The 17,861-nt window shown below is 61.2% G+C and carries 15 protein-coding genes, 1 tRNA gene and 2 pseudogenes; 7 read left to right on the top strand and 11 right to left on the bottom strand.

Annotated elements, in window-relative coordinates; genetic code table 11:
- Window position 1 precedes the first annotated feature (1 nt).
- The 4 genes from ACP2YP_RS24600 to xylB form a co-directional block, all read right to left on the bottom strand.
- On the bottom strand, window positions 2–949 hold the full coding sequence (locus ACP2YP_RS24600; protein WP_426418881.1) for an ABC transporter substrate-binding protein: 948 nt from the start codon (window positions 947–949) through the stop codon (window positions 2–4).
- 120 nt (window positions 950–1,069) lie between these two features.
- On the bottom strand, window positions 1,070–2,110 hold the full coding sequence (locus tag ACP2YP_RS24605) for an ABC transporter permease subunit (RefSeq protein ID WP_426418882.1): 1,041 nt from the start codon (window positions 2,108–2,110) through the stop codon (window positions 1,070–1,072).
- A complete protein-coding gene (locus tag ACP2YP_RS24610; protein ID WP_426418883.1) occupies window positions 2,103–3,626 on the bottom strand; it encodes a sugar ABC transporter ATP-binding protein in 1,524 nt (507 codons plus the stop codon). The genes ACP2YP_RS24605 and ACP2YP_RS24610 overlap by 8 nt, the downstream gene beginning before the upstream one ends.
- Window positions 3,627–3,751: 125 nt before the next feature.
- On the bottom strand, window positions 3,752–5,197 hold the full coding sequence (gene xylB / locus ACP2YP_RS24615; protein ID WP_426418884.1) for a xylulokinase: 1,446 nt from the start codon (window positions 5,195–5,197) through the stop codon (window positions 3,752–3,754).
- 348 nt (window positions 5,198–5,545) lie between these two features.
- On the opposite strand from xylB, the gene ACP2YP_RS24620 reads away from it, so the two are divergent.
- Complete coding sequence (locus ACP2YP_RS24620) at window positions 5,546–6,010, top strand: YHS domain-containing (seleno)protein (RefSeq protein WP_426418885.1); 465 nt, start codon at window positions 5,546–5,548, stop codon at window positions 6,008–6,010.
- Between the two features lie 92 nt (window positions 6,011–6,102).
- Here the strand turns inward: ACP2YP_RS24620 and ACP2YP_RS24625 are convergent, their stop codons facing one another.
- Together ACP2YP_RS24625 and ACP2YP_RS24630 are read right to left on the bottom strand one after the other, a co-directional pair.
- A complete protein-coding gene (locus tag ACP2YP_RS24625) occupies window positions 6,103–7,491 on the bottom strand; it encodes a hypothetical protein (RefSeq protein ID WP_426426473.1) in 1,389 nt (462 codons plus the stop codon).
- A 72-nt stretch (window positions 7,492–7,563) separates the two neighbouring features.
- A pseudogene (locus ACP2YP_RS24630) lies at window positions 7,564–7,920 on the bottom strand (adenylate/guanylate cyclase domain-containing protein); the annotation flags it as partial.
- A gap of 443 nt (window positions 7,921–8,363) precedes the next feature.
- On the opposite strand from ACP2YP_RS24630, the gene ACP2YP_RS24635 reads away from it, so the two are divergent.
- Complete coding sequence (locus ACP2YP_RS24635; RefSeq protein WP_426418886.1) at window positions 8,364–11,168, top strand: hypothetical protein; 2,805 nt, start codon at window positions 8,364–8,366, stop codon at window positions 11,166–11,168.
- A 577-nt stretch (window positions 11,169–11,745) separates the two neighbouring features.
- Here the strand turns inward: ACP2YP_RS24635 and ACP2YP_RS24640 are convergent.
- The 3 genes and pseudogenes from ACP2YP_RS24640 to ACP2YP_RS24650 all read right to left on the bottom strand — a co-directional run.
- Window positions 11,746–11,934 (bottom strand): annotated as a pseudogene (locus ACP2YP_RS24640) (hypothetical protein); the annotation flags it as partial.
- A 136-nt stretch (window positions 11,935–12,070) separates the two neighbouring features.
- Window positions 12,071–12,376, bottom strand: coding sequence for an AzlD domain-containing protein (locus ACP2YP_RS24645; protein WP_426418887.1), 306 nt, complete (start codon window positions 12,374–12,376; stop codon window positions 12,071–12,073).
- The gene (locus ACP2YP_RS24650) at window positions 12,369–13,094 is read right to left on the bottom strand and encodes an AzlC family ABC transporter permease (protein WP_426418888.1); all 726 of its coding nucleotides are present in this window, start codon (window positions 13,092–13,094) and stop codon (window positions 12,369–12,371) included. The genes ACP2YP_RS24645 and ACP2YP_RS24650 overlap by 8 nt, the downstream gene beginning before the upstream one ends.
- A 25-nt stretch (window positions 13,095–13,119) precedes the next feature.
- Between ACP2YP_RS24650 and ACP2YP_RS24655 the strand changes: the two genes are divergently transcribed.
- The gene (locus ACP2YP_RS24655; RefSeq protein ID WP_426418889.1) at window positions 13,120–13,761 is read left to right on the top strand and encodes a CGNR zinc finger domain-containing protein; all 642 of its coding nucleotides are present in this window, start codon (window positions 13,120–13,122) and stop codon (window positions 13,759–13,761) included.
- A gap of 444 nt (window positions 13,762–14,205) precedes the next feature.
- Here ACP2YP_RS24655 and ACP2YP_RS24660 read toward each other — a convergent pair whose 3' ends face one another.
- Window positions 14,206–14,847: a dihydrofolate reductase family protein gene (locus ACP2YP_RS24660; protein WP_426418890.1), complete on the bottom strand. Its 642-nt coding sequence runs from the start codon at window positions 14,845–14,847 to the stop codon at window positions 14,206–14,208.
- 109 nt (window positions 14,848–14,956) lie between these two features.
- Here ACP2YP_RS24660 and ACP2YP_RS24665 point away from each other — a divergent pair, with 109 nt between their 5' ends.
- From ACP2YP_RS24665 to ACP2YP_RS24675, 3 genes are all read left to right on the top strand, one after another.
- A complete protein-coding gene (locus ACP2YP_RS24665) occupies window positions 14,957–15,298 on the top strand; it encodes an ArsR/SmtB family transcription factor (RefSeq protein WP_426418891.1) in 342 nt (113 codons plus the stop codon).
- Entirely contained in the window at window positions 15,291–15,782 is a 492-nt protein-coding gene (locus ACP2YP_RS24670) for an SRPBCC family protein (protein WP_426418892.1), read from the top strand. Before ACP2YP_RS24665 ends, ACP2YP_RS24670 begins: the two co-directional genes overlap by 8 nt.
- Before the next feature lie 571 nt (window positions 15,783–16,353).
- The gene (locus ACP2YP_RS24675; protein WP_426418893.1) at window positions 16,354–16,740 is read left to right on the top strand and encodes a hypothetical protein; all 387 of its coding nucleotides are present in this window, start codon (window positions 16,354–16,356) and stop codon (window positions 16,738–16,740) included.
- 136 nt (window positions 16,741–16,876) lie between these two features.
- On the opposite strand, the gene ACP2YP_RS24680 is transcribed toward ACP2YP_RS24675, so the two are convergent.
- A tRNA-Gly gene (locus ACP2YP_RS24680) sits at window positions 16,877–16,950 on the bottom strand.
- Window positions 16,951–17,461: 511 nt separating this feature from the next.
- Here ACP2YP_RS24680 and ACP2YP_RS24685 point away from each other — a divergent pair.
- A complete protein-coding gene (locus ACP2YP_RS24685) occupies window positions 17,462–17,848 on the top strand; it encodes a YciI family protein (RefSeq protein ID WP_354083779.1) in 387 nt (128 codons plus the stop codon).
- Window positions 17,849–17,861 lie beyond the last annotated feature (13 nt).

A 17,861-nucleotide genomic window follows, 5' to 3' on the forward strand; every position in this document is an offset into this window, starting at 1 on the left:
TTTACTGCGAACGGTCCGAGGTCCAGCCCTTGTAATCCTTGATATTATCCCGGGTCACGAGCTTCGACGGCAGCAGCTCGACGGTCGAGGCCGGCTTCTGCCCGTTGAGAATGCCGACGCCGACCTGCACGGCGCGCCGCGCCATGAAGAACGGATCCTGCGACGCTGACGCCTGGATCTGCGGCGACGCCGGATCCTTCAGCGAGGCCTCGATATCCGGGGCGCCGTCGACGGCGGTGATGATGATGCCGCTGCGGTTCTGCTGGCGCGCCGCAAGATCGGTGCCGATCGCCTGTGGATCATTGATGGCGAAGATGGCGTCGATCTTGGGGAAGCGCGTCAGATAGCCCTGCGCGACGGTGAGGCCGCCCTCACGCGAACCCTTGCCGTCCTGGTCGCTGGACAGCACCTTGATCCCTGCATTCTTCGCGAAGACGTTCTTGCAGCCGGTGACGCGGTCGATGACGGCGGAGACCTGCGGCCCGTTCTCGATGATGATATCGCCCTTGCCGCCCAGCTTGTCGACGATGTACTGGCAGGAGATCTCGCCGGCCTGGACGTTGTTGGTGGTCACCGTGGCATCGGCGCCTTCGGCCGCGGTGTCGACCGCGACGACGACGATACCCGCCGCCTGCGCCTTCTTGATCGCCGGCCCGATCGCCTTGGGATCGCCGGGATTCAACAGGATCAGGTCGACGCCGGCGGCGATGAAATTGTCGATCTGGGTGACCTGCTTGCCGAGGTCGTATTCGAAGCCGACGGCAGTGATCTTCACATTGGGATTGGTCTTCTTGGCCTCGAACTCGGCGCCCTTCGACAGCGCGACGAAGAACGGATTGCCCATCGACCCCAGCGAGACGCCGATCGACTTGAGCTCCTTGGCGAAGGTTGGCGCGGTGGTCAGGGCGAGCGCCATCGCGGCGCCGGCAAGCGTGGTCTTCTTCAACATTGGCTTCCTCCCTGGTCTGTCATCAAACCCGGCACGGCAGACCAGTTGCCGCAACGGAATTTCGCATCACGCAGCGCGCATTCAGTGCGCGCGAAACCTTCAGGTTCTGGCAGAGCCTTTTCAGGTTCTGGCAGAGCCTTGCAGCCGATAGCGATCCAGCGCCACGGCGCCGATGATCACCAGACCCTTGATCACATACTGCCAGATGTCGGAGACGCCTGTGAGGATCAGGCCGTTCGAGAGCACCGCGATGATCAGCGCGCCGACCAGCGTCCCCCAGATCGAGCCGATGCCACCGACGAAGGACGTGCCGCCGAGAATGACTGCGGTGATGGCGTCGAGCTCGTAGCTTTGCCCAAGCTGCAGACCGTTGGCCGCGTAGAGCCGCGCCGCCTGCATAGCGCCGCCCAACCCGGCCAACAATCCCGACGCGCCATAGACGAAGATCAGGACGGCCCAGACCTTGATGCCGGCGAGCCGCGCCGCGCTCTCATTGCCGCCCACCGCATAGATATGCACGCCGAGCACGGTCCGGCGCAGCACGAGCCACGAGACCAGGATGACGAGCAGAGCGATCACCGAGAGCCATGGGATCGACGCCACGCCGGGCACGAGCGTCAGCGATCCGTTGCCGATGAAGGCGTAGGGAATGGACGGATTGAACACCGTGGTGTCGGCGCCGAGCAGCCGCGCGAGACCGCGCACGGCAGTGAGCGAGCCCAGCGTGACGATGAAGGGCGGCAGCCGCAACAGCGCGATGAGCGCTCCGTTGACGACGCCGAAGCCGAGACCGGTGAGAACGGCGACCGGCAGCCACAGCGCGCTGAGCTCGGGCAGTTTCGACATCGTCAGGCCAGCCATTGCCGACGCCGCCAGGATCGAGCCGACCGAGAGATCGATGCCCCCGGTGAGGATGACGAAAGTCATGCCAGCGGCGAGCACGGTGTTGACGGCAGCCTGCTGCAGGACGATGCCGAGATTCTGTCCGGTGAAGAAACGGCCGTCCGACAGATAATGAAAGCCGGCGCATAGCAGCAGCAACACCGGCAGCATGCCCGCCGCGCGGATCAGGAGCCTGATGCGCTGGCGCTTGGTTTCCTGGGCGGCGGCAAGTCCGTTTGCCGTGGCGACCTTTGCCTGCGTCGATCCGTTGTCAGGCATCGAGATGCTCCGTCCCCGTGGCGAGGGCCATGATGTCTTCCTGGGTCAATGGCGACGTCTCGGTTCGCCTGACCTCGCCTGCGATATGTCCCGACCGCATCACGATGACCCGGTCGCAAATGCCGATGATTTCGGGGAGATCGGACGAAATGACGAGGATTGCGGTACCGGCCTTGGCAAGATTGTCGATGATCGAATAAATCTCGGACTTGGCGCCGACGTCGACGCCGCGCGTCGGCTCGTCGAGGATCAGCACCTTTGGCGCAATGGCGAGAAGCCGCGACAACAACACCTTCTGCTGGTTGCCGCCGGAGAGGCCGCCGGCGGGCACGCCGACATTGGCAGCGCGGATACTGAGCCCTGTGAAGGCCCTGTCGGCACGCTCGCGCGCCTTGTCACGATCCAGGAAACAGCCGAGCTTGGCATCGCGCCCGAGCACGGCGAGATTGATGTTGTCCAGACACGACATGTCCAGAAACAGGCCAAGCGCCTTCCGGTCCTCGGTCAGATAGGCGATACCGGCCTCGAGCGCTTCGCCGGGCGTGCGGATGTCGATTGGCTGGCCTTCAAGTTCGAGACGGCCCGAAATTCTCGGCGCCGCGCCGATGATGAGATGCGCAAGCTCGGTGCGGCCGGCGCCGATCAGGCCGGCAAGCCCCACCACCTCGCCCGCATGCACGGTGAGCGAGCAGCCCTTGACACGCAGCCCGTCGGCCATGTCGATCGCGCTGAGCACGGGGTGCCCCTTCCCGGCCTCGGGATCATGATCTTTCTTGTAGAAGGAGGAGACATCGCGCCCGACCATCATGCGAACGATGGCGTCGGCGCGGATGTCCTGCTTGTCGAGCGAGCCGACCAAACGGCCGTCGCGCAGCACGGTGACACGGTCACCGAGCGCATAGACCTCGTCCATGCGGTGCGAGATGTAAATGATGGCAAGCCCCTCGGCACGGAGCTGACGGATCAGCGCAAACAGCCGCTCGCTTTCGCCCGCTGACAGCGCGGTGGTCGGCTCGTCCATGATCAGGATTTTCGAGCGCGCGTGTAGCGCACGCGCGATCTCGACGAGCTGGCGCTGACCCATGGAGAGATGCGCGACCAATGTCGACGGCAGGAAGTCTGCCCCCAGCCGCTCCAGAATCGGGCCGACGCCCTCGCGCATGGCGCCGCGTGCCAGCAAACCTGAACGCGAGATCTCGCGGCCGAGATAAATATTCTCTGCAACGCTCAGATTGGGGGCCAAGGACAGTTCCTGATAGATGATCGAGATGCCCGCGGCCCGGCCGCCAAGCGGGCCCTCTATTCGTGCTGGCTTGCCCTCGATGCGAATCTCGCCGCCGGCATCGGGCCGGTAGGCCCCCGACAGGATTTTCATCAGGGTCGATTTGCCCGCGCCATTCTCGCCCATCAGGGCATGAATCTCGCCGGCATAGACGGTCAGGTCAACCGCACGCAGCGCCTTGATACCGAAGAAGGATTTTGAAACTCCCCGCATCTCGAGGATCGGATCGTTCATCGTGTCTCCCGGCGCACAATGCGTTTCCAGTCCGCATCTCTTTTTTAAGCGCGGTTCACCCATTAAACAAAAGGCCGTCGCACAGGGCAACAGCGAACAGGCAGAAATGCGCAACCAAAGCGATGCTAGTGGCGCGGCCGATACAGTTGGCGCCAGGCGGGAAGCCGTTCGGCATAGGATTCGACCAGCGCGCGATCGGGTTCGAAGGTCTCGACGCGTTGCGGCGGTGTGCAGACGGCGGCGATCGCCTCGCCCGTGACAGCAAGCCGCCCCAATCTCGCCGCACCGAACGCCGCCCCAGTTTCACCCTCGGCAAAGCGATGAATCGGGGCATTCAGAACGTTGGCCAGCACCGACAGCCAGAATCGGGACCGCGATCCGCCGCCAATGACATCGGCTTCTGTAACCATAATGCCGGCGTCGGCAAGCGCATCCCGGCAATCCGCGAGCGCGAAGGCGACGCCCTCGAGCACGGCCTGCACGATCGCCGAACGGTCGGTGCCGTGGCTCAAGCCATCGAGCATGCCGCGCACGACGGGGTCGTCATGCGGTGTCCGCTCGCCGGCGAGATAAGGCAGAAAGCTCACAGGAGACGGGGCCTGCGGGCGCACCCCCAGTGGCGCCAGCAGCTCGGTTTCAGTGGCGCCGAACAGTCGCGCGGCCCAGGCCAGACACGAGGCCGCCGAGAGGATCGCGCCGGCCTGAATCCACATTCCAGGGATTGCATGGCAGAACGTGTGGACCACGCGGTCCGGATTGGCGGCAATGCGGCTGGTCGGCGCCAGCAAGGCGCCTGAGGTTCCTAGCGAGATGAACGCGGTTCCGGGCCTGATCGCGCCGATGCCGACGGCACCCGCCGGATTGTCGCCGGCGCCGCCCGCGATCATCGGGCACCTCGCCATGCCCCAGCGCTGCGCGAGCCCGCTGCGCAATGTGGCCGCGGGCGCACACCCCTCGACCAGACGCGGCATGTGCGCGCGCGACAGACCGGTCGCGGCCAGCGCCGCGTCCGACCAGTCCCGCCGTGCCGCGTCGAGCCACAGCGATCCCGACGCGTCCGAGACGTCCTCGATCGCCTCGCCTGATAGCGCCAGCCGCAGATAGGCCTTCGGCATCAGGACGCGCGTCGTCGCCGCAAAAATCTCGGGCTCGTGCGCAGCGATCCAGAGCAGTTTGGGCGCGGTGAATCCGGGCATCGCCTTATTGCCTGTGGTCGCGCGCAGGGCGGGCCAGCGCTGCTCCAGGATGCGGCACTCCGCGGCGGAGCGTCCGTCGTTCCAGAGAATGCAAGGCCGCAATGGCTTTTCGCTCGCATCAAGCAGCGTGGCGCCATGCATCTGGCCGGACAGCCCGATACCTTCGACCGCTGCCAGCTCTTTTCCGTGCGATGCCTTCAAGGCGTCGAGCGTGGCGAAGGTCGCCTCGAGCCACTGCGCGGGATCTTGCTCGAAATAGCCCGGCTGCGGCGAGGCAATGGTCAAGGCCCGGCTCTCGCTCGCAATCACGCGCTGCGCGCCGTCGACGAGGACGGTCTTGACCGCCGAAGTGCCGAGATCGATGCCGAGATACATGACAGATATGGTTCCCGAGATTTAGCGGCGACTGTCCCGCCTGTTGTTGAACATGTCGCGCGCATTTTGAAGAACTTTGCGCTTGCACGCCTTTGCGTCGCAACTTTCAGCGCGGTGACTACGTCATCGCCTACGCCTTGAAGGATTGAACCCTGAAGCGGCGTCACGATGACCAACCAGTTTTCAGCACGTCAGCGGCTGGAGGTAAACCGGACGTAGCCGAGAGGCGGCCAGATCGACGCGAATAACCCCAAGGCGGACCGGTTAAAGCCGTTCAATGACCCGTGTTCACAGGCGTGCTGGCCCCGTGCTATCTTTCAAGCTGACTGATGGTTTGGGGGAGCAATCATGGGCGAATTGGCACGCCGGTCTTTCGTCGCTGCGGCAGTGGCGGCGGTGTTTTTCAGCGGCGCCGCGGCGGGGCAAAACATGACGCCACAAAACATGACGCCAAGCGCCGCCACGCGCGTCGCGCTCAAGGGCTACGACCCGGTTTCCTATTTCACGGACAGCAAGCCAGAACAAGGCTCGGCCGAATTCACGTTCGCCTTCGACGATACCACCTATTGGTTCAAGAGTGCCGAACACCGGGCCAAATTTGCCGCCGACCCTGAGCATTACGCGCCGCAGTTCGACGGTTTCTGCGCGGTGCAGCTCTCACGCGGCCGCAAGGTGGAGGCCGATCCGGAGGCCTGGACCATCAACAATGGCAAACTTTACGTGTTTTCCGGAAAACACGGGGTGGTGGCGTTCAATGAGCGTCCGGTTGATATTGCCCAAACGGCCGGCGAAAATCTGAAGCAGCTTCGCTAGAGTCCCGTTCCGATGGAATCGGAACGGGACTCTAGATTCCTGTTTTGACGCGTTCTTAACGCGAACTGGTATCCACTTCGCTCGAAAACGCTCTAGAGTCCCGCTTTTTTGAGTGCGGCGACGAGTTTCTGCTGCAATTCCGGCTTGCGCAGCAATGTGCCGAACTCCGCGGTGTCGAAGCGTGCATCGAGCCGCCGCACCGTCTCGGCTTGCCGGGCGGCATCGGTCTGCCGTCCGACCTCGGCATAGGCAGCCGCCAGAATTGCGTTCGTGTAGGGGTCGGTCCTGTTACGCTCGATCGAATTTTCGAGGGCGCGGATGGCGTCGTCATTGCGGTCGGAGAGCAGATACGCGATGCCGAGAATGAACGTCTCGTTGGCCGAGGCGGTGAGTCCCAGTCTGCCCGAGATCTCGAAGTTTCTCACCGCTCCATCGAGGTCGCCCGACCAGAGCAGTGCCGTCGCCAACCCGGCATAGCTAGCCGGGTCGCTGCTGTTCAGCTCGACCGCGCGCCGCATCTCGTCCAGGGCCCGGTCATAATCGGCATACCGGATGTAGATGCTGCCAAGCAGTGCGTGGGCGCCGGCGCTGGTGGCATCGATGGCGGTCGCCTTCTGGGCGAGGCTCGCGGCGCGTTGCAAGGCAGCATCGGGGGCGCCGGTCCATCCCTGCATGACGGCGTTCAGCTCGACCCGGCCGAGGCCGACATAGGCCGGACCATAACCGGGATCGAGCTCGATTGCCTGCTTGAACAGCGCGCGGGCCTGCGAGTTGGCCGTCCGGTTGACGCGGTTGAGAAGATCGCGGCCGCGCAAGACCGTATCGTAGGCTTCCACATTGCTCGGCGGCTTGGTCGCAGCCTTGGCCAGCTCCAAATTGGTCAAGCGGCTGGCCAACGTTCCCGCGATGCGCCGGGTGATGTCGTCCTGCACCGAGAAGATCTCGCTTGGCGCCACGTCGTAATTTTCCGACCACAGCAAGGCTCCGCCCCTGGCGTTGGTCAGGCGAATCGAAATGCGCATCCGTTCCGGGCTGCGGCGGATGCTGCCTTCCACGATGTAGCGCACGTCGAGATCGCGGCCGACCTCATCGGGGCGCGGCGTCTTGCCCTTGTAAGTGAAGACGGCGTTGCGCGAACGGACGACGAATTCAGGAAATCGTCCGAGTGCGGAGATAACGTCTTCGGTCAGGCCATCGGCGAAATAATCCTCCTTGCTTGCGTCCGCCAGCGTCGCCAGCGGCAGCACAGCGATCGATGGGCGCGAACCCGATGACATCAGCGTGCTGGCCATCCGGGGGGATGACGGCGCGTGCATCGTCCACCAGGCGGCCGTGCCGGCAACAATCAGCAGGAGCCCGAGGGCGCCTGCCATCAGCGCGCGATTGCGCGACTTGGTGCGCGACTTGGGTGGTGCGATGCGGCCGGGCGATAGCTCGGGTGCCTCGGCGATCGCCTCCGGCGACAGGACGAAGACGTGCACGGGGCGAGGAATATTCTTGACCTGCTGCTCGCCGCCATCCGCAAACCTCAGGGGCAGCTTGTCGCGGACCTGATCGCAGGCAAGGTCCGAGATGCACAGACCGCCCGGTTCGCAGATAGATTCAAGCCGGGCTGCGATATTCACGCCGTCACCGAAAATGTCCTTACCGTCGATGATGATATCGCCGATATTGATGCCGATGCGGAAGACAATTCGCTTGTGCTCCCCGACGTCGCGGTTGCGCTGGATCATTCCACGCTGAATGGTGACGGCGCAGGCCACCGCGTCGACCACGCTGGGAAAATCCACCAGCAAGCCGTCGCCCATGGTCTTAACGATGCGTCCGCCGTGGGCAGCGATGGCGGCATCGACCAGGTCTTTGCGGACGGCCTTGAGCGCACGCAGGGTCCCGATTTCATCGATCCCCATCAGCCGGCTATAGCCGACGACATCTGCCGCCAAAATCGCGGCCAGTTTGCGCTCAACGTGCTCGTGCGTTCCCAAAGGGAAGACCTTCTTTGATATTCTGATCTGTTGCGATGAGGTTATCCTATCCCGAGAATATCTGCACGGGTGGAACAGCTGGAGACCAACGCGACCTTCGCGCCGTCTCTCCTGATTCGCGGGCCAATCTTGCCCGCCGTCAGGCAGAAACTCCACTTATCGCCCTGTTCAGATTTCCGGAGCCGGCTCTTTCCAATTAGTTGTGGAGCCTCGGGGCCGCCTCCCAACGATAAGCGGCGGTCAGGGATGTCACATAGATTATGTTAGCTTCACACAGATGTATTGTTAATTACGGTACGCTGTAGCCGCAGCGGATTTCAACCGCCCAACAATCAGTATTGGTCTTTCATATCGTTGAGGGCTTTCCGATGACGCAATCGATTACAACGCCCGCGCACCTCGTCTCGATCGTTAGTTCGCAGCCGAACAGTGTGTTACATCTCGGCCAGAACATCCAGATTACAATGACGTTCGACATGCCCGTCACGATCGCTGGCGGCGTGCCGAAACTTTTATTGAACGATGGCGGAGTCGCGACCTACGACGCGGCTGCCAGCGCGGCGCTGAACGATCCGACCAAGTTTGTCTTCGATTACACTGTCGGACCCGGCGACCACAATGTCAGCGATCTCGCCATCACGACCGGCAGCCTGGAAGGCGCCACTGCGATCGACCAGAACGGCAACGACGCGAACTTCGACGGTTACGCGACCAGCTTTTCGGGCTTGGCGGTCGACACCGCCCCAATCTACAACTTCGCCCATACCAACGCTGACCCCGCGCAAACTATTTATTTTAACGCTATCAACGATTATGGGCAGGTGGTCGGCGACAGAATCACCAATAGTACAGGCGAGTCTCTATCCTTTCTCTACAGCAACGGCGTCTATACACCCTTCTCGGGCAATGTCCCGACCGGGATCAATGATAATAGCGTTATCGTCGCAGGAGATACCTATTATCCGAACTTGAAGGGACCCCAGCCCTTTCCAGGCCCCTCCGGGTCCACATCGGTCAACGTGACTGGCGTCAACGATAAATTGAGCTATGTCGGCACGTACACCGACGCTCAGGGTGTCGATCACGCATTCCTAGAGATCTACGGACAATTCCAGACCCTGCAGCCCGCGGGCGCGCATGACGTTTCTCCGTCCGCGGTTAACCAAAATGACGTCGTCGTGGGGACCTACCGGGACGCGAGCAACAATCTCCACAGTTTCGTCTTTGACCACGGAACCTATTCGACGGTGGTCGATCCAGATGCCGTTGGCGGCACGACGGTCGCCACCGGGATCAATGCCTCCGGAGAGATCGTTGGTTATTATAACGACGGCGCGGGCGGCCCGGACAAGGGTTTCGTCGACATCGGCGGCGTCTTCACCACGATCGATGCACAGCCGGGGCTCAGCACCCACATTTCAGGAGTCAACGACGCCGGCCAGATTGTCGGGCGTACCTATGATGCGACAACTGGCGGCAGTTCCTACAGCTTCGTCGCCACCACCGGCATCGACCTGTCGACAATCGGTTTCGGATCGCAAACAAAATTGGCCTACACACCCAATGCGGACCATTCCGGCGGCACGGTCCTGGTTTACAACGGCACGCAAAGCGCGAGCTTTTCCGTGGCCGGCCAGTTCACGGCTTCGGATTTCCACCTCGCCAATGATTTCAGCGGCGGCACTTACGTCACCGACCCTGCTCTCACCGGCGCGGCGCTGACCGCATTCCTGTCCTCCACGCCCACCTACTCCGCGACGCCGGCGCTCGTCGACACTGTCGTGAGTTCGCAAAACTACGGCGTGTTGGACCATGTGGGCCAAACCATCCATATAACAGTCACCCTCACCATGCCTGTCACAGTCTCCGGCGGCGTGCCGACCTTTGCACTGAATGACGGCGGCACCGCGGTTTACGACGCGGCTGCCAGCGCGGCGCTGAACAATCCGGCCAAGCTCGTTTTCGATTACACGGTGGGGTCCACCGACCACGATGTCAGCGCGCTCGCCATCGTGCCAGACAGCCTGGGCCTGAACGGCGCCACGGTTATCGACCAGAACGGACATGCTGCGAACTTCTATGGCCTCAATGGCGTCGACTTCTATGCGCTTGAGGTCCATCCTGCGGTCTCAAATTACGCGCTTGAAACAATCAGCGATCCACTGGCCACAGCCCGCGGCACCTTCGCGACAGGCATCAACGATCTCGGGCACATCGTTGGGACCTTTTCGGATGCTAACAATAATGACTATGCGTTCTACTACGACTCGGGCAGCTTTACCCCTCTGCAAAACGGTCTTCTCGTTGATCCGAGCGCAATTAACGATTCCGGATTCATCACCGCCGGGGCTTACATCTACCCGGATGGACCGACTGGCGCTCGGCAGGCCCTGCAAGCACCGGTTTCAGCAGCCTACGCCGTGGACGTCAATAATCACGGCGATATGGTCGGGTGGTATCTTGGCTCTTCCTCCGACCACCGCGGTTTCACCTATATCGACGGACAGTACAATGAGCTGATTGTTCCGGGAGGCCACAATGTTAACGTGAGGGGCATCAGCGACAATGACCTCATCGTCGGGAACTATCAGGACGCCAACAACGTCCTTCACAGCTTCCTCGATGACCACGGAACATTCACGACGGTGGTCGATCCAGATGCAAAAGCGGACACAACGATCGCAACCGGCGTGAACAATTCGGGCGAAATCGTCGGGTACTACACCGATCCGGCGAGCGGTTATATCAAAGGCTTCGTCGACATCGGCGGCACCTTCTCCACCATCGACCTGACGACATTTACGGATACCAGTGGTGGAGTATACGACACGATTATCACGGGTGTTAACAACGCCGGCCAGCTTGTCGGCTACACCGATTCACCTAGGGCACATCACGACGGCTTCGTCCTGACCCCCGGCATTGATCTGCACACGATCAGTTTCGGACCGCAGACGACGCTCGCGTACGCGCCGAACACGGACAATTCGGGCGGCACGATCTCGGTGAGCGATGGGACGCACAGCGCATCCATTGCGTTGCTCGGTCAGTACACGGAAGCGGACTTCCACACCGCCACCGATTTCCACGGCGGCACTTATATCACCGACCCGCACCTCACCGGCGCGGCGCTCGCAGCATTCTTGTCCTCGGCCCATACTTTGGTCGTCTAACAGAATCCGCCGAGCCGTCTAACAGACTTGGGCCGTCTAACAGGCTTGGGCCGTCAAGCGTTGCACCGTAAGCGGTCTACTGACCGACTACAATTCTTTGTATGTTCGATTTTCGTACCCCATTGGGAAGCACTTCGGGAAGCAACGGCTCTAAAACCGATGGAGCGGGTGAAGGGAATCGAACCCTTGTATTCAGCTTGGAAGTCTCGAAATACTGTAACGTTATCAACGGCCATTCTGACATTTCCGGTGCTTTTGGCCCATTGAGATCGTTACAGAATTTTCCTTTGTCAGAATGGCGGTTGCCAGCCTTATTGTCGCGATTAGAAGCCGCCTCTATGGAAAGCCGTGAAGTATTGGCGGTAGCGCCTGTATCAGCAACACAGCGCTTCCGCCCAATACGCTGGCACCCACAACGAGCAGGGACAGGACGCGCTCCCAAAGCGGAGAATTAACCCATGATTCACCGACTCAGGCACTCTGCCCGATCGGTAAAGGTGTCGATCTGTCGATCTTGGACCAGGAGCGATTCGCGCCCCGCCGGCGTCCCTATGTGGACGCTATCGAGCGACCGTACGGCGAACCACCACCAGAAGAAAGCCGGCGGCAGATAGAACGGGAAGCCCAGCAACTCGAACCAGGGGCGGCCGAGTTCCGGCTGGAAGCCGCGACGCCAGGCTGTCCATTCCGTCGCCGTCCAGATCGTCAGCAGGACGATCGCGAAGACTGTGATGACTTGACCCCAGAGAATCTTGGCAGCGGACACGGACTTCTCCCTTCATAGAGAAGAAGTCACGTTCGAAATCGTCAAATTACAAGCGCTATGAGCGGCGTTTCGCAGAGCGGCAAATCTCGGCGCAAAAAGACTTGCTGGAACGTAGAAACCATTAGCCCACCTACGGTTATTGAAGGTGCAGGGCAGCAAGGAGGCCGGCAGCCGAAAAGCCCACACTCAAGGCGGCCCAATCCTTTTCCGTAAGCATCATGACGATGAATGCGCTCGCGCAGCCGACCAAACTTGGTAAGCCACCGTCGAGGCAGGCCGCAGCCACGAAGGCGACGAAGAGGTTGCCCGGCGCTAGTCGGAAGAACTTCGCGATCACGCCGTCCTCGCGCATGAGACCGGCCGCAAGGAAGCCCGCGGAACGCAAGGCGTAGCTGACAAGGCCGAGGACGCCGATTGCGGCAAAGGTTCGCCAATCAAGCATGATCTCCTCGCATCAGGCTGAGGCCGGTTCCCACAGCGCCGCCGATTAGCATGGCCCAGTTCGGAGCCATGAAATGACTAACAAGAAGCGCGGTCCCAGCGGACGCCAGCCAGGGAAGAATGGAGCGTCTGCCACACCATTGGCTGGGAAGCAGAGTGACGATGAAGGCCGCGGGCAATAGTGCGGCCGCGACTGCAAATGGTCCGCCCGGTTTCAGCGGCAGGCTGTAGCCCAAAGCGGTCCCGCCCATCCACCCAATCGCCATCGGCGTACTTGCGCCAAGAAGATAACCTGCATCGGCCTCGTTTTTCTGAGCATCCGCGGTTGTCATCAACCAGGAGGCATCGGCCAGGAGGAACAAGATCGGGAGTATGATCCGCTTGCGTAGCTTGCCGAAGAGCTGATGAAGATGGGCGCCCATCACGAGGTAGCGCGCATTCGTGGCGATACACGCAACCACCATTGGAACGGTGGGCGGTATCGCTGCCCACATCCCGAGGGTGACGGCCTGGGCTGTCGCGGAGTAGACGAGGACACTGAACAGCACCGCTGGCACGAAGCCCAGCCCAACACCACGATAGGCCACGCCCATGACCACGCCCGCCACCCCATTACTCAGAAGGAAAGGCAGTGCCTTGACGAACCCGCGCACGAAGCCAGGGCGTGAGAATCGGGCCTTCGCCGCCTTTACGGATTCTGTTATAATGGTCATGGCCATTAGATAGGCCACGGTAGGCAGAGCCATGTCAAGGGATACCTCACGCGCAGCGACACAGTTTTTCGGTGGACGGGTGTGCCTGGATTTCGCCAACACGCTCGACTGGAGGACATCGGCGGATCCACAGGAACTCATCCCCAACTATGTCGCCTTCCTCGCATGGTGCGGACGTCGGGCAACCATGCCAGTAGCGGTGATCGAAGCGCTGGCGTTGAGGGCCAGGATAGACCCGGCCGCTGCGACGTCGGCGTTAGCCGAGGCCGTCGCATTGCGTTCAGAGATCTGGACCATTTGTGGGGCCTTGCTCCGACATGAGCAAACGGACTTGGCCACAGTGAACTGGCTGCTCGTAGAGGCGCCGCCCCAGCCCGGTCTCATTCAGCGCGAGGACCTGTATTTGTATCGTCTTGCCGGACAGAACCTGCGCGAGCCGCTTTGGCCGATATTGTGGTCACTGACCGCAGTTCTAACCTCAGTGGATGCAGGTCGGATAGGTTGCTGCCAAGCCGAAGGTTGCGGCTGGTTCTATGTGGACGAGAGTCCTAACCGGACCCGCCTGTGGTGCTCAAGCGAGGTATGTGGAAATCGTGAGCGAGCACGGCGCGCCTATGCGAAGCGTCGGAAAGCAAATCCCTTGGCAGCGACCAACGTTCGTCGCCGACGATAACTACGCCCCCTCAACTTCAGTGGCTTGTCGGCCAGACTATGCTCGACAAGTTGTTCGATCCATCGGCGCACACCGGTTTATAGAAAGCAGAGCGTGCGCCGGGAGGATCGTGCTAAGCAGCTAAGCGCCGTATGAGGCGAGAAGCGTGGCGGCTCAATGGCTATTACGGCAGACCGTTGCCTCGTATCACTCAGTCTTGGGCACAGGCACGGTTGTGATGCGGGTTACCCTCGGGAGGAACCGGGTACCGGAAATCTGCCCGCCCGGATCTGTGAGGGAGAAGCCGAATGGCTTAGCTACTCGACCACGATCCCGTTGGCCCCCGGGCGAGCAGAAGCTAGGCCGTCGCAGACTGTCAGTCAGTACTGCACTCGCAGCGCGAGAAAGCGGCGGCATGGACCGTCTATGCACCGTCCATGGTCGCACCAGGCCAGAGGCGAACAGCTAGCGTCGGAAGGTCAGGTGGATGATGCCACTCTCTGCTGTTTCCGCCTTGACTGTATAGCCAGCTTCGAGACCACGCAGATCGTCCCATAGGCGGATGCCGCGCCCAAGCAGGATCGGTGTGATGGCAACGTGGAGGCGGTCAACAAGACCTGCCGTGAGGAATTGGCGAACGACGGTAGGACCACCGCCAACCCGCACATCTTTTCCCTCCGCCGCATTTACGGCCCGTTGAAGGGCATCCTCGATAGTGATGTCGAGGAAATGGAACGTAGTCCCACCCGACATCTCCAGAGAGGACCGTGGTTTGTGAGTGAGGACGAAGACCGGAACCCGGAAGGGTGGCTCGTCGCCCCACCAGCCACGCCAGTTGGGATCGTCGGGGAAGTTGTGCAATCCGAACATTCCAGCGCCCATGATTTCGGCACCAACACCAGCGAAATATTCCTTGGCGTATTCGTCGTCGAGACCTGTGGTCCCTGCTCCCGTCGTATCCTTGAACACGCGCTCGCGGAACGTTCGGGTCGCGACGTAGGCGCCGACGAGACGCGACCAGTCCTCGCCGAACGGGTTTTCGGGCGTCTGGTCCGTCGTTGTCGCGAAGCCATCGAGCGAGATCATGAGATCGACACGTACTGCCATTTGGCGTCCTCCTTAACACTTAGGCACATGCCTTTGTATGGGATGCTGGACACTAAGGCAAGTACCTTTTTATCCTTGACTGGCATCACAATACCCTTTACCAAGGCACATGCCTTACCATTCGAGTCCGCTGGACCTCTCCTTTTACGCTCTCAGCGACCCGACCCGCCGGGCGGTGGTGTCGAGGCTGGTCGAGGGCGAGTTGCCGGTCAGTGCCCTGGCCGAGCCATTTGATATGGCGCTGCCCTCCTTTGCCCAGCACATCAAGGTGCTGGAAGAGTGCGGGCTGATCGCCAGCGAGAAGCGCGGACGCCGTCGCTGGTGCCGGCTAGTGCGGTCGCGCTTCGACGAGGCGGCCGACTGGATGGAAGCGGAGCGCCGACACGCGGTCCAGCGGCTCGATCGGCTGGAAGCCTATTTGGACAAGGCGAAAGAGAGAGAGAATGAATAGGGACCTCGCAAAGCTGTTCGAGACATGGTCGCCCGATCGCGAGATCGTGCTGGTGAAACTGCTCAATCATCCGCGCGACAGGGTCTTTGCCGCTTGGACAGACCCCGAGGCGCTGACCGAATGGTATGGGCCCGCGGGCCTCAGCATCGAGACCCACGAAGCCGATATCCGCGAGGGTGGGGTCTGGCGGTTCGATATGGTGGGTGTGTTTGAGGGCAAGGAGCAACGCTTTCCGAACCTCATGCGCTTCCTGCAAATCGTGCCGAACGAGCGGATCGTGATGGACTACGGCACGCCCGATCCCAATGATCCCGACCGTTTCTATATGACGGTGACCTTTGACGAGCAGAGCGACGGCAAGACGGTACTGACCATGCGCCAGCTCCACCCCAGCCGCGAGCGGCGTCAGGTGGTCATCGGCTTCGGCGCCGTGGAGTATGGATTGCAGACGCTGGCCGGTCTCGCCGCATGGCTGGACGGCTGAGCCCTAAGCCGCTCGGCGTCGCGCGTACCCGTTGGCGATGGCCGAGGCGGCGTGCAGATTGAGCTGCGCTTGATCGCGCGGATCACCGCTTCACAGAACAGGGCGGCCATGCATGATATCGGGTTCAAGCGACTGCAATCTTGATCTGTGCAACGGCATTGCAAGGTGGTTATCCGTCGTTCGGCGTGCTGAGGACAGAAGGGACGCTGTGTTTCGGCATGGAATAAGGACCCCGTATTCGGGGTGATCGGCATCCAATCGGGACCCCGGGACAAGGGTCCACAGTGGCTTCCATCAAGTCATGGAAGCCGAGGTTGGGATGCTGGTGGTGGAGACGATTGCGAAGAGCCAATCGCGTTGGGCACCGATACCGACTTCGAACTCGTGCTCGCTGGTTCAGAGCGTAATCATCATCCCGAGAGCCAAAACTGTCGTGCAGGCATCGGAGGGGTTTCGCGTGTCGATGCAGACTTCCCGTTAGCAGGGCTTCTACGGCACGCTCCTCGCAAGCGTGCTCGAAGGTGACGGACTACTCGTAGCTTCGGAGATGATAGGCACCCCAATCAACGACATGTACTCCAGCAACGTGCAGCTGCGCGCCGATGGACGGGCCGTCAGCGACTTCTACCTGTTCGAAGTAAAGAGCTCACCAGACTCTAAGGCCTCCTGGAACGACTACCGATTGATACAGACGTTACCCGGAGATGAAGCTTTTCCGCGAACGGGCAGTGCCTGCCCGCTGCTGAAATATTTGATCGGAGCTCGAGATATGTCAGAGTACGAGCACATCAGGCTTTCGTCGCATAATGGTATTGCAAAGATTCTTTTGCGTAAACTTCGCGCGCCTCATATTCCGTCTATCCTATTTTTACGCCATCGCCGCCGATCTCCGCACGCGCGTCCAACACATCTTCCCCTAACCAAAATTTTCGGTTTTGATGAACTCGCACCTGTCTGAAAACAGCGGTGTGGGAATATGCGAGATACAAAAAACAGTCGGTCGAAAAGCGAGCAACAGAAAATGTAAAGCGGCCTTTGTCAGAATGAGATCATCAAAAAAAGAGCCGTCCCTCTCGCTAAGTCTTTGAAAAGGATGGAGCGGGTGAAGGGAATCGAACCCTCGTATTCAGCTTGGAAGGCTGCTGCTCTACCATTGAGCTACACCCGCGACACCGGCTCCCTAACACGGCCGGGCGACGGTCTCAACTGCCCCCAGGACGGCTTTCGCCGGCTTTCCGCCCTTGCGCACAGGCCTTGTTCCGCCCGGCCCGCCTGCCCTTAACAGCGGAGGCCTTCCGGCCTATATTGAGGTCTCCCGCAATCAACGAAAGGAGGTGATCCAGTGTCTTTTACCAAGCGCTGTCACCTCGCTGGGATCGCCCGCTAAGCTCTCGATAAGGGCTTGGCATCGGGGCGCTCTCAGCCCTGGACCAGCGAGCAAGAGATCGGGCGCGACGGGGTCTCCCCGCCGCGCCTTTTCTTTTGAAGTTTTTTCTCCGACATCAGAAGCCGAAGATCGCCAGCACGGACGGGCGCTTGCCGCCACTCTCGACGGAGCTGCCGTAAGGTGATGGCTGGCCTGGTCATGCAGATCGCAATGTTTTGGAGCCGGCCGTTGTGTATATCGGCGCCGGATATACGTTCTTCGGGCTGCGCGCCCAAAAACAAGCGAGGTGAAGATGCTTTACGCGATCCTGGCGTATCACGTGGAAGACGAGATTTTGTCGTGGTCGCCGGCGGAGGACGCCGCGGTCGTCGCCAAAGTCATCGAGGTTCAGGCGCCCTTGAGGGCAAGCGGACACCTTGGGCCGGCGGCCCGTCTGGATGACACCCAAAAGGCCCGCACCTTGCGTGGCCCCGGCCCCGGGATCGTGCTCGACGGCCCGTTCGCAGAAACCAAGGAGCAGCTGCTGGGCTTCCACCTCGTCGAATACGACACGGATGACGAGGCGATCGCGGCGGCGCGGTTGCTGCGCCAGGTCAATCCGAGTGCCGTCTACGAAATCCGCCCGGTCAAGCTTTACGTGCCCGCCGACGGGTTCGGCGCGACAGCGACCAAGGGGTGACGGGCCGCGGTGC

It is taken from the genome of Bradyrhizobium genosp. A (assembly GCF_049949275.1).
GTDB lineage: Bacteria > Pseudomonadota > Alphaproteobacteria > Rhizobiales > Xanthobacteraceae > Bradyrhizobium.